The organism is Paenibacillus sp. FSL W7-1332, assembly GCF_037969785.1.
Classification (GTDB): Bacteria; Bacillota; Bacilli; order Paenibacillales; family Paenibacillaceae; genus Paenibacillus_AQ.
The window spans coordinates 3,370,024-3,382,629 of the sequence record NZ_CP150209.1 but is presented as its reverse complement, the minus strand read 5'-3'; the positions used below and the strand labels follow the sequence as shown (position 1 = coordinate 3,382,629).

General features: G+C 47.6%; 9 protein-coding genes. 2 read left to right on the top strand and 7 right to left on the bottom strand.

Annotated elements, in window-relative coordinates; translation table 11 throughout:
• Positions 1 to 37: 37 nt before the first annotated feature.
• From MKX98_RS15045 to MKX98_RS15030, 4 genes are all read right to left on the bottom strand, one after another.
• Positions 38 to 523, bottom strand: coding sequence for a DUF6530 family protein (locus MKX98_RS15045; RefSeq protein ID WP_194542480.1), 486 nt, complete (start codon positions 521 to 523; stop codon positions 38 to 40).
• Between the two features lie 317 nt (positions 524 to 840).
• Positions 841 to 2,130, bottom strand: coding sequence for a class II aldolase/adducin family protein (locus tag MKX98_RS15040; RefSeq protein WP_339223849.1), 1,290 nt, complete (start codon positions 2,128 to 2,130; stop codon positions 841 to 843).
• A gap of 195 nt (positions 2,131 to 2,325) precedes the next feature.
• Positions 2,326 to 5,520, bottom strand: coding sequence for an FtsX-like permease family protein (locus MKX98_RS15035; protein WP_339223848.1), 3,195 nt, complete (start codon positions 5,518 to 5,520; stop codon positions 2,326 to 2,328).
• On the bottom strand, positions 5,501 to 6,268 hold the full coding sequence (locus MKX98_RS15030) for an ABC transporter ATP-binding protein (protein WP_194542478.1): 768 nt from the start codon (positions 6,266 to 6,268) through the stop codon (positions 5,501 to 5,503). Before MKX98_RS15030 ends, MKX98_RS15035 begins: the two co-directional genes overlap by 20 nt.
• Positions 6,269 to 6,506: 238 nt before the next feature.
• On the opposite strand from MKX98_RS15030, the gene MKX98_RS15025 reads away from it, so the two are divergent.
• Together MKX98_RS15025 and MKX98_RS15020 are read left to right on the top strand one after the other, a co-directional pair.
• Positions 6,507 to 7,178, top strand: coding sequence for a response regulator transcription factor (locus MKX98_RS15025; protein WP_194542477.1), 672 nt, complete (start codon positions 6,507 to 6,509; stop codon positions 7,176 to 7,178).
• Complete coding sequence (locus MKX98_RS15020; RefSeq protein WP_339223847.1) at positions 7,175 to 8,203, top strand: sensor histidine kinase; 1,029 nt, start codon at positions 7,175 to 7,177, stop codon at positions 8,201 to 8,203. Before MKX98_RS15025 ends, MKX98_RS15020 begins: the two co-directional genes overlap by 4 nt.
• 118 nt (positions 8,204 to 8,321) lie before the next feature.
• Here MKX98_RS15020 and bahA read toward each other — a convergent pair whose 3' ends face one another.
• From bahA to MKX98_RS15005, 3 genes are all read right to left on the bottom strand, one after another.
• Positions 8,322 to 10,580: a bacitracin amidohydrolase BahA gene (bahA, locus tag MKX98_RS15015; RefSeq protein ID WP_339223844.1), complete on the bottom strand. Its 2,259-nt coding sequence runs from the start codon at positions 10,578 to 10,580 to the stop codon at positions 8,322 to 8,324.
• A 97-nt stretch (positions 10,581 to 10,677) separates the two neighbouring features.
• The gene (locus MKX98_RS15010) at positions 10,678 to 11,829 is read right to left on the bottom strand and encodes a HAMP domain-containing sensor histidine kinase (RefSeq protein ID WP_339223842.1); all 1,152 of its coding nucleotides are present in this window, start codon (positions 11,827 to 11,829) and stop codon (positions 10,678 to 10,680) included.
• The gene (locus MKX98_RS15005) at positions 11,826 to 12,539 is read right to left on the bottom strand and encodes a response regulator transcription factor (RefSeq protein WP_194542473.1); all 714 of its coding nucleotides are present in this window, start codon (positions 12,537 to 12,539) and stop codon (positions 11,826 to 11,828) included. Before MKX98_RS15005 ends, MKX98_RS15010 begins: the two co-directional genes overlap by 4 nt.
• Positions 12,540 to 12,606: the final 67 nt, after the last annotated feature.

Genomic DNA, 12,606 nt, shown 5'->3' with positions numbered 1-12,606 from the left:
CAGGAATGGGTTCATCACTCCCAATCCGGCAGCTTTCTCACCGTACATAACCCAATTCTTCTAACATTCTCGTCAAAGTGCGCAGACGTTCACCAATCATCTCACCATTATCGCTCAATGCCTCGTTGAACAGCTTGATATCCTCCTGAATCTGTTCATTATCCGTGCATACTGCTACCGTCATGGCGTTCCCCTGCAATCCGATCCGGTCGATCACAGGATGTTGCGGGTCATATAAATCTTCAAATCTATAGGCTTCGCTAAAATGTGTCAGGGCACTGCAAATGAGGATGGATAAATCCAGAATTCGATGAAGAGGTAACTCATCCGATGGACCGGCCCCTTGTTCCTCAGCGGCTCTCCATACTTTGGCGGCAATATGCGCCCTACCGTCCCCGTTCTGCTTGGTCAATCCCAAAGATAGTGCACTTACATCTGTCTTATATGCGAATCGCCCATCCACTTTCCCATAGTTGTCCGAAATAATCACGGGTTTATGATTTGTAGAAGCAGGTATATTCATTGCGTCTCCTCTTTTCCAAAGAATTAAATCGTAATCCAACTGTGCTCATAGCTGCCTATTTATTATAGGTTTCAACACATTAATTTAAATTAATAAATAAACATAAACATGATCGATCTATCTATATAATAGACAATATTAATATTGTTGTAAACAGGAGCTTGAAAACACGCATATCGAATCGTTTCCGAGAAGGGGCTGGATTCCCCAAAAAACGGTGAAGGCCGATGTCGATATGTCTAAGCCGGAACAAACGAAAGGCTGCCGCACTATTCCTGCGGCAGCCTTGGTACAGCTGAAGATTTTCCATACATATACTACTCCAGATTAAATGCTGATTCGAGCTCGCGAATCCGATCGTCATCGATGTGTATGACATTCCCAAGCGTTCTGGCCGACAGAATGGACTTGGCGCTGTACTCTGCAACTTCCAATCGATCAAAAGCATTGAGCAGGCTCTGGCCCGCAACGATGACGCAATTATTGTTCACGAAGGCGATCGGCGTATCGGGTCTAAACAGCGAAGCGGTACGCTCGGGCTCATTGTAAACCGCATTAAAGGGAAGCTTGGGCATTCCGCGAAGCAAGATATAACTCTCCGGAATCGTTCTTGAATCGAATACGGTATCCGTTACGGCAAATGCCATGATGTTAGGCGGGTGCGCGATAATCACCGAATCGACATGCGGCTGCATTTTATAGATCGCTTCATGGAGAAAGACGGATTTGCTCGGCTGTTTGCCGGCCTCGGCTTTGCCGTTCTCTATACGAACGAGGTCACCCGGCTCCAGATGGTTGCGGTCTTTGCCGTAGGGTGTAATGATAAAATCATGACCAAATAAACGATGGGAAAAAGTGCCCTGCGTGCTTGTAAACAGACCTTGTTTATACGCACGCCGCATAATTGCGCACATGTCCCGGCGAATTTCTTTTTCCTCCGACGTGCAGGTGTCGCGAATATACGTATCCAGCTGCAGCGTGCTTTTGTTGCGGACGATGTCGTAATCCTCATCGGTCAACAGGACGGGATTTCCGAGTCGCCGCGCCTCGATTTCCAATCTCGCACAGAAGTCTAGGGTTTCAAACCGGTTAAACGCTTGCGGAAGATCCCCGGCTCCGACCACAACGCCATGGTTCTCCAGCATGACCGTGTCAATCCCGCGCTTGAAAACAGCCGCAATGTTCTCCCCGAGCTGCTCGCTTCCAGGCAGGGCATAAGGTGCGATCCCGATCTCGCCGCAGATCTGCCGTTCGTTCGGAAGCAGCCTGGTATCCGGAATGCGCCGGACAATACTGAACGAAACCAGCGCTGGCGGATGGGCATGAATGATTGCTTTCAAATCCGGACGGGCTTGATAGATAAGCCTGTGGAAGGGAAATTCACTGGATGGTTTGTGAATTCCCAGGGCCGTACCATCCTCCTTCACGCATACCATATCTCCCCGTGTAAGGGAGCCTTTGTCCACCCCGGCGGGTGTTATCCAAATATCTCCGTTCTCGTCCCTGATAGACAGATTACCCCCGGACGTGGTCGTCATGCCATGGTTATAAATACGATTGATAAATTGAAGGAGCAGATCTGCCGGATGCAAAAACTCCTGATTCATTCTTACCACCGCCTTATCCGAATGTCTTTGTTTAGCTTTGTTTGTTTTTATTATACTGTTTTTTCTATTGATAAGCGATCAAGATTGTGGCAAAAACAAAACAATAACTGTAAGTAATGATTGTGATCTCGAACGGGAACAAAACAGAGATGATATCATCCCTGTTTTGTTGTGTCGCGGTTTATCTTCATGTCTTTACTTCAACAAATCAACCATTGGATAGTCTGCGGACGGAGAGGTCAGCAGCGGCTGTGGAGCACCCTTTAAATGAAAATCGAAGAAGGCAGCGACATAATCTCGATGGGCAGCGATTGTCTGTTTCGGGTCGGCAGTTCCGATAAATTGCTGGACTACTCGCGGCGATAGGCTCAGCTTATCTTGAAGCTGTGGAAGCAGCGTCTGATAATCTGTAAACGTATAATGTGCTCCCTCGGGAATAGTTAGATCGAGTTTCCAGCCGGTCGAATGCTGCCAGAACGATTGACGGTCCATCGCGGTTAGATGGGAATCAACCTCGCCATCCTTATTGTAGCCTGAATTCATGAGCATGAAAGGACGATCCAAACCATGCTGCGCCACCGGCAATGGATTATCGGGCATGTGGCCCATCGTTCCATCCATGTCGATGCCAGCGTCAAAGCGATCATCCTCGTACATCACCTGAGCAGCAGTAGCCCCGCCGGCGGAATGTCCGAATATTCCGATCTTAGACAGGTCCCATGTTTGTTGTAGTCCAGCGGGCAATGGTTGATCGCCTGGATGACGGCTTTCCTTGATGAGTTCGAATTGGTCCAACACATATTGGATATCATCCACTCTTACCTCCAGCATCTTCAGTACCGTCTCTGCACTGAAAGGCGGTAATGACTCCGTTGCCACACGTCCATCGGGAAATTGGACCGCAGAGGCTTCATACGTATGATCGACTGTAACGACCACATAACCTCTGCTGGCCAAGTCTTCGACTACAGCCGTCCCGAAGTTTCTTGGAACAGACCCGCCAGGTGAGTAGATGAGCAGCGGCCACCCAACGTCGTTGTTCGCCGGCGGTGCATTTAACCAAGCGTGAGTGCCGATACCGGAGAGATCGACCCGACCGGGATCCAATCCGATCGTCGAGATTGTGTTTTCATCATAATATTTTGCTGCTTCGGGCTGCATGTACACTGCCTTCTGCTCGCTTTTTCCCGTGGCGGGGTACCATATGCTGATCATGAGTTCCCTGTCTCTGTCCTGTTTCCATGGATCCACCCGGTTGTCATCCTTGAAATGCATTTCCATCGTCCCCACAGAATATTCTCCAGTAGGTTCTGGTAGCTGTAATTGGATTTTCTCTGCCTGGCCCCTCTCATCCTGCGTTGCAGGGGTTTCCGTGCTGAAGAAGATTCCAATCAGAACCAGAAGACAGACCATGATTGCGATAGCCGCAATTCTAACCACGGGGGCAGACCTTCCATTGACGATCCTGCTGATGGAGTTGACCGTGAGCACATAATAAACCGTGTAGATCAGGAAAAACACAGCAACGCAGATCAGGATGGGCAGCATGAGACTGGCGCCTGCCATATTGCTGAATAATCTTTTTAACAATTGCAGGATGACCATGTAATGTGCAAGGCCGATCATGAGCGGCAAAGCAAAAATAAATGCGTTCTGCCTAATGATTGCCACACTTACTTCTTTTCCGCTTACACCGATTTTTTTAAGAATATCGTACCGTGGTTTGTCTGCTGTTGCTTCAGTCAGCTGCTTGAAATAGATCATGCTGCCTGTTGCCATGACAAAAACGAGCCCAAGAAATCCTAAGATAAACACATTAAAGGCCGCTTCTTCGATTCCAAGACGGTATTCGGAATAATATGAAGATAAATTCGATTCCGGTGTCTTCAGCGACGCCAGCGCATCAGCCGTGTGCTTCGTCGTCTTCTGTTCCTGCACGGCATACCCGACGTAGCGGGTCGGAGAAACTTGCGCCTCCATTTTGTCGTAGGTGCCGTTACTTACAACAATCATCACATCCGGATAACTCCAATTCATGATTCGTTCTTCGGTCATCCCCGTAAAAGCAAGAGTTAACCGTTGATCCGGCAATTCGATATCGACCGTTTCGCCTTCATAATCGGGCCACTCATAGTCCGTGTACATGGGCCGGATCGCTATAGCTTCATCCTGTTCGATCGGATCAAGTACAGGGAAGCGCAGCGCCGCTGCCACCTGGTTGTATTGATCGATCGAGACCACTTTGAGCGGGGTTTTGTCTGCTTCGATCATTCTCTCCGGAAGGATCTCTGGATTGGAAGCCTCCCCTTTTGTCTCCAGCACCGGAATCGTCATTTGCGCAATAATCGGATGCGCTTCATCTCCACGTATGATTTCGTCTACTTTTTTATTAAAGGCGTTGTCCTGGGCAATATACATGTAGCTAAATGGAGCGGTAAGCTTCGATGTTTTGTCAAACGTATAGTATGCGCCTAAACCGACGCTGAAGGCGCACAACGCCGCAGCGGATAACAGGGAAATGACGCTTAACAAACGAGCGTTTCCTTTAATCCGGTACACCAAATTAGAGGTGATGACCAAATTCATGCCTTTATAATAACTTCGTTTTCTCTTCTTGGCGGTTCTCAGCAAGACAATGACCAGCGAGGAGAAGAGCAGAAGCGTTCCAGCGATAATTCCAACAGTCATCACGCTCAGATTGACAAGAATTTCTTCGGTGACGGCAAAATCGCGGAAGGCGAACCCATATCCCGCAGTCAAAAAGAGAACTGCACCCACTGCCGATAGAAACGACGCTTTCGGCTCTTGCTCCCCTTCCTGCTCCGCGCGAAACAATTCGATGAGTTTAAAGCTGTAAATCAATCGATAGCCTTGGATCGACGTCGCCAAAATAATCACCATGAACACGATGAGCGTATGAATCAGAGCTCGAAGAGAGAAAGCCATGCCTACCTGTACCGGCGTCCCCAGCAGCTTGATTAAGATCATAGCGAACAGCTTGGACAACAATGTGCCAATCAAGATTCCTATGATTAAAACAGTTACCCCAATGATCAGGTTTTCATAAAACAGCATTTTTCCGATCTTTTTTTTGGGTAGACCAAGTAACGCGTACAAGCCTACTTCCTTTTTACGCTGCCTGGAGAAAAAACGGTTGGAATACATAATAAAGACGGTAACAAATACGATCAAAATGATGGATGCTATCATAAAAACGGATCGCATGCTCTGCGATGATTCGATTGAATTCGTAATTTCTTGGCTGTATTGCAAAGAAAGAAAAGTATAATAGATAATGACGCTGAACAGGATGGAAATGAAATAGATCGTGTAGTTTTTGAAGTTCCCTTTCATGTTCTTTTTCACGATGTCAAACAAGGTCACTTGCATCCCCTCCCAGAACGGTCAATACATCCAATATTTTTTTGAAAAAGTGTTTGCGGGATGCATCTCCTCTAGTCAGTTCGGTGAAAATGCGACCATCCTTTATAAACAGCACCCGCGTGCAGTAGCTTGCCGCAAACGTGTCATGAGTGACCATCAAAATCGTTGCCTGATCATATTCATTCAGGTCTTTCAGGCTCTCCAGCAGCGCGGTCGCCGATTTCGAATCCAGAGCGCCGGTCGGCTCATCGGCCAGCAGCAGACTAGGGCCGGAAATCATGGCGCGTGAAGCCGCAGTCCGCTGTTTTTGCCCTCCGGAAATCTGATACGGGTATTTGTTCAGAATCGGGGTGATGCCGAATTTGTCCGCGATTTCCTCCACTCTATGCTCCAGTTCTTTGACATTCATCTTGGCCAGCGCCAAGGGCAGCAAGATGTTCTCCTTCACCGTTAAAGTGTCCAGCAAATTGTAATCTTGAAAAATGAATCCCAGTTTATCCCGGCGAAAAGCGGATAATTGTTCCTCATCCATCTTCAGTACGTCTACCCCGTCAATCATCACCTCTCCCGAAGTAGGCTGATCAATTGTCGCAAGCACATGGAGCAATGTCGACTTGCCTGCGCCGGACGGCCCCATGATCCCCACGAACTCTCCCTCCTGCACGGTCAAATCGATATCATCCAAGGCGGTATATACATTTCCTTTTACGCCATAAACCTTTCTAATCTGAGAAGCGTTCACTACCATTTTCATGTTGATCTATCCTTCCTGGTTATCAATATAGAAACAATCAGCACGATTTCGACATCATGTATTTCTTATCCTGATCTTAATACAGTTCACCTTTACTTTAGCTTACAACTTCCCCCTCTACCTTACATTCCTGTCACATTAGACAAAGGAAGAACCCCCGGATACTTGCTTGTCTGCCGCGGGAAGATCGTATACAATGTGTTTAATTTGCCGCTCGTAACGCCCGGGAGGATCGTTTATGAAAATCATGATCGTAGAGGATGACCCGACCATTCGGGGGATGATCCAATTAGCATTAACCAAATGGAGCTTGGAAACGGTAATCGTCGAAAACTTTGACCATGTCGTACAGTGCTTTATTCATAACCAACCCCATCTTGTCATCATGGATATTAACCTGCCTTCGTATGATGGATTTTACTGGTGTCAGAAGATAAGAGAAATTTCCAATGTACCGGTGGTCTTTCTTTCTTCCCGCGATTCGCCCATGGATGTTGTTATGTCAGTGAATATGGGCGGGGACGATTATATTCAGAAGCCGTTCCATATGGATGTGTTGACCGCTAAAGTTAATGCGCTGCTGCGCCGAACCTATTCCTATTCGGACATGCAATCGGATGTGCTCGAACATGAGGGGGTCATGTTCCATCCGGAGAAAGGTATTCTCTCGTATGAAGGAGGGAAAGCGGAGCTTACCAAAACGGAGGTCAGTATACTGAAAATCCTCATGCAGCAAAAGGGAAAGGTTGTTGACCGTAAGAAAATCATGCGTCATCTTTGGCAGGATGAAAGCTTCGTGGACGAAAACACGTTAACCGTTAACATCGTCCGCTTGCGTAAAAAACTGGCCGGCATCGGAAAGGAAAACTGGATTGTTACCAAGAAAGGGCAAGGTTATATGGTCCCATGAGTTTCATTCAATACATAAAGGACAAACGTTATTTTTTGATGTTGTACGCGGGTATGATGGGCTTTATTTCAATAATCATGACTTTATCCTTCAACCCGGCCCTCGTGTCAGGCAACTTGCTGTACATTCATATCGTTTGCTTTGCCTTGGTCGCAGCTTACTTGCTAATTGGCTATTATTATCGAAGATCCTATTACCTGAAGCTTCAGCAACTGATCCATCTGGACCGGGAAGATTGGACTGTCGTTGCCCCTGAACCACAAAACTTGCAACAACGGCTGTATCTCGAGCTTTTCACCAAATTGCATCGCCAACATGAACGCGACCTTCGGAAACTGAATGAAGAGAAGATCGATCATCAGGAATTTATCTTGTCCTGGATTCATGAGGTGAAACTTCCGATAGCGGCAAGTCGTCTGCTAATGGAGAATAGCACCGGGGAAACAGCAGATTCCCTAGCCGATAAACTTGAGGATGAGCTCGACAAAATTGAAAATTATGTGGAGCAGGCATTATACTATTCTCGAATTGATTCCTTCTCCAAAGATTACTTCATCACGGAAGAACCATTAGACGCGATCATTAAAACCTGTGCGAAAAAATTCGCAAAAACGTTTATCAACAAGCGGATTCGCTTTCATATGGAGGACATTCGGCAATCGGTTCATACCGACCGGAAATGGCTCGGATTTATCCTTGATCAAATCGTTGCGAATGCTTTGAAATATACGAATGAAGGCGGAACCATCACATTCACGGTCGAGGAGGACCGACAGGAAAAAAGGATGCATATTATAGATTCGGGCATCGGAATTCAGCCGGAAGATCTTCATCGAGTCTTTGAAAAAGGATTTACCGGTTCCATCGGAAGAAGCCATGCCAAATCGACCGGCATGGGTCTTTACCTCGCAAAGCAATTAGTGCATAAGCTGGGCCATCATTTATCCATCCAATCGGAGGCGGGAGCTTATACCAAGGTCACGATCCATTTTCCTAAAACGGATACGTATCACAGCTTGCTGTAACGGTTTGAGCCCGCTACCCAACCTAAATCAAAGGAAGCCGCCAGTATGGCGGCTTCTTCATCGTATAGAGTTCTTGTCGACTGGCAGTCATCAAAGTCATCCTATCAGACCATACATGTTATGATCGAATGCCTACATCACTAAGCAGAATGCTTCCCCGCTTGGTTAGATTGAACTCGATGCGAATCTTGCTCAACTGCAGCGGGTTGAAGTCCGGATTCATTTTGTGATAATCGTCTAACTGGAAATCATAGCTTTGAAATACGGGTTCTGAAGTATTGCCTGCATTCGAAAATGGCCATTTCAGCAGTTTACCTTCAATAACAGGCGGCAACTTGGATATGTGGCTGAGGGGAAGACTTGCCTGATGGCCCTTCCTATCTTCAACCGTAATCGTAAAATTGATAAGCTCGTTCGGGTCGCCGCTTTCTTCTGTTTTGCGTGCATCTGCCAGCGAAAATACGATCGAGCTATCCCTCCCTGTTTCCACCCCGTTATCCGGCAAAGTAACCGTATAGGACGCAGGCTCGGACGAACCGTCCGAATTCCAGCCTAAGCGAACCGCGCTGTAATCCGCTTCGCCTAATTTTGTCTTAACCTTTTCTTCCTTCCATTGCTGCAGGTTCTCGCCCCGCAAGCTGCCGCCAGGAAGTGTGGTGCTCTGCAAATCGATGTCTTCATGAAAATTGGCGATCAAAGTCATCTGCGAATCGTAATAATTGCCCACATACAGATTGTCGGGAATCCATTCCTTGGCATAACCCAAATCCTTGAACACCTCCCTGTATTGCCTTTGGTCCTTCAGCGTGGCATCCAGGAACGAAGATATGAACACTTTTGCGATGGTTTCCTGCTCATCCCGTGGCATAATTTGACGTAGGTTAAACAGTTGGTTCCCCAACCCTGCCCCATCCCCTCTGCCCCAGCCTCCGTTAAACTGACCGTGGTTGGCTCCATAGATATAGATCAGCGATTTCATGTAATTTGTGCCCTTGGTATAACGAATCCGGTGATATTGCTTCGCACCGTCCAGGCTGTTGACATCCATATCATGAGCTCCATGCAAAGCCAGATAATTTACGTCTTGCAGCGGCAAAGGTTTGCCTTGCGGCTTATATTGCCCGTCCGTTCCCGCAATGGAAATGAGCGAGCGGATCGAGAAGTTATAATCAAACTTGATATCCCCATGGTCCGGATGACGGCTAAGCTTGTTATACGCTGCCGCGATCGCGACCGCTTCGCCGCCTCGGGAATGACCGATGAGGGCGATTCGTTCCATATTGACCTTTTGGTAAAACGGGTTGTCCGGATCGCTGTTCCAGCCCTTCCAGGTTTGCAAATGCTCCAGCAGCAGCAGACCCCTTGCCGGGTTTTCCTTTAGCAGCGGATTGATCAGGAATAGATCCTCATATGGGGAGAAATTGAGGAAATTTTCATCCACGGAAACAAATATATACCCTTTGCTCGCGAGCAGCCTGCCGAGATATTCATAACCCGGATCGGAATAATCATTCATTAAGTGATTACCATGTACAATCAAAACAAGCGGAAAGGTGCCCTCCCCTTCGGGATACCACACTCTTCCGTTTAACGGCATGGCCTCGGGTCCGAATCCAAGCGACTTCGTGCGCAAAGACGACCATCTCTCAACATACCTGGACGCATCCACCGTTTGGGTGGTTAGGGAACCGCTTTGGTTAAATTCTGTCCGATAGTTGTCAGGACTTCCGTATAACAGGCTTTGGACGGGATATGTGCCTTGTTCGGCCGGGTTATTCATCATCGAGTCTTCATATCGGGTTGAGATTTTCAGCTGTTTCAATGTGATGTCCGGAGCGGCATCATCTCCGGCACGAATCAGCCAGAAACTGCCCGCGCCGATCGCGATGGTGATCAAGGACAAACAGGCCATCGAGCCGATTTTCCTGGTTTTAGACACTTGCTTGTAGCTTCCCGCTGCAAATTTATAAGCCAATGCACCAAATAAAGATAAAACAATGGCCAAAGAGACGATGAAGACTGCCGATACGCCCGGCTGCACAATAAAACAGAACAAAAACATGATCAGGGAATACAGCAACATCCAAATATAACGGCTTGGTAGTTTCTTGACCCCGTGCAGCAACATTGATGCTAGGCCGCTTATAAGGGCAGCCGCAAAGAGAAACAGGAATGTGCCCACGATGAATTTACCGACACCATGCCCCGTCAATAGATAGTTGGCCTGTATCAAAATTAGAATAAAGCCGGTGGCGCCAAGCCCAAGCGACGCCCCCTTCCATCCAGGGGATAACGGCCCCCTACGCTTCCGGTTTGCCATGATTCTTCGAAAAAAAGTAACGCCTTTTTCTTTCTCTTTCTCTTTGTGTATTTCCAATCTCTCCAGTCCTCCTGTATCCCTTAAAGTGGTTGGTTCTACTTCTGAGGTTACCGGATAACTCTTTCGCTCCGCTTTCCTGAATCTTTCAGTAATCTTACAATTCGTTAGGAAGAAAAAGAATGAATTTCGTGTGCCCGTTCGTGATCAGCCTGATGTTACCCCCATGTTTTTCAACCACTTGTTTGGCAATGGCAAGACCCAGACCCGTCCCCCCATCGCTTTTTCGGGCTTGGTCTCCGCGGACAAAGGCATCGAAGACCTTTTCCTTCAACACATCCGGGATTCCGATGCCATCGTCTGTAATGTGAATTTCGACTCCTTTCCCCGTTGCTGCCAATTTCAGTTCAACAGCTGTACCGGGCGGATTGTATTGAATAGCGTTTGATAGGATATTGGAAACCGCCCGATTTAACCAGGTCGTGTTGAATGGTACGATGATTTCACTGTCAGGAATATCGTAATGGAAATGAAACTTCTGTTCGTCGAACACCTCGTAATACTCGGCTGCAATTTCCCTTGTGAATTCTGTAATGTCGGATGCCTCAACGGCAAAAGGATAGTCGGGACTATCCAGCTTGGACAGCTCGAAGATACCGTCGATCAGCTCCGACATCAGGCTGGCTTTGTCGGAAATCAAACGCAGGATTTTTTGCCTTCTCTCTTCCGAATTAACGAGCCCCAATTCCATCGCTTCGATATAGCCCTGAATGGTGGTCATCGGTGTCTTCAGGTCATGGGAAATGTCAATCAGCATTCGCTGCTTGCTCTCTGCAAGCTCTCGCTTTTCCCTCTCCATCCGTTCGAGCCGTGCAGCCATATCATTGAAATCATCCTGAATCTGCGCAAGTTCATAGCTCGCTCGAAAATGTAATCTTTCATGGTAATGTCCACGTGCAATGCTGCGGATACCATCCGCAATCGATCGGAGCGGGGTCGTCAGCCGGGATGCCGTCCATCTTCCGAAGACATATACGGTAATTGCAAACAAAGCGAGAAACAGCAGCAGCGTTTTCAGTGCCATTCCATAAAACACCTTCTCATGCTGATCGCTGTCCATGCCTGGCACGGCTGTTGGACTGCCTATGACTCCAGCCTCCGCCTTGACCGGTCCGGAAGCCTCCATAAAATAATCCATGATCAGCGCATTTAATACAAATAGCGAAAACGCGGCAATAAGCGCAATGGTAACAAAGAAAAAAATATATTGGCGAATCAGCGAACGCTGCAGACGATTAGGTGAATTCATGGCTGTAACTCATCTTTCTTCGCAAACCGGTAACCGAGACCGCGAATGGTTTTGATATAGACAGGCTTCCTGGGACAAGCCTCGATTTTGTCGCGAAGCCTGCTGATTTGGACCATCACGGCATTATCGTCAGCCAAATAAAGTTCATCCCAGGCATGCTCAAAAATTTGCTTCTTCGTAAATACGCGCCCCGGCTCCCCCATGAACAGCTTCAATAATTTGTACTCGATCGCACTCAGCGAAATCGGCGTTCCCTTGATGTATAACATGCATTCCCGGTGATCCAGCTGCAAGTCCCCGACGCAGGTTTCGGATACCGCTGGAGCTTCCAACGGCTCATTAAACTCACAGGAGCGTCTTAACTGTGCCTGAATTCTCGCCATCACTTCGAGCGGGCTGAACGGCTTGGACACATAATCGTCTGCCCCCAGCTTGAGTCCGGTTATTTTATCAAGCTCCTGATTTTTGGCCGAGATGAGAATAACCGGGATTTTATAATCCTGCCGCATCATACGGAGCAGCTGGAATCCGTCGATGAGCGGCATCATGATATCGAAGAGTGCGAGATCCACGTGCCTGCTTCGCAGATGCTCTAGGGCAGTTTTCCCGTCGAAAGCTTCGAGCGTCTTATATCCCTCTGCGTCCAGATAAAGTTTAAGCATGTCAATGATATCCGGATCATCATCGACTACAAGTATGGTTTTAGGCATAGATGCATCCTCCTCCAAGTAATATATGGTTCTCCTTAGGGGGCGAAATTCCTTTTTAGGGTTTGTT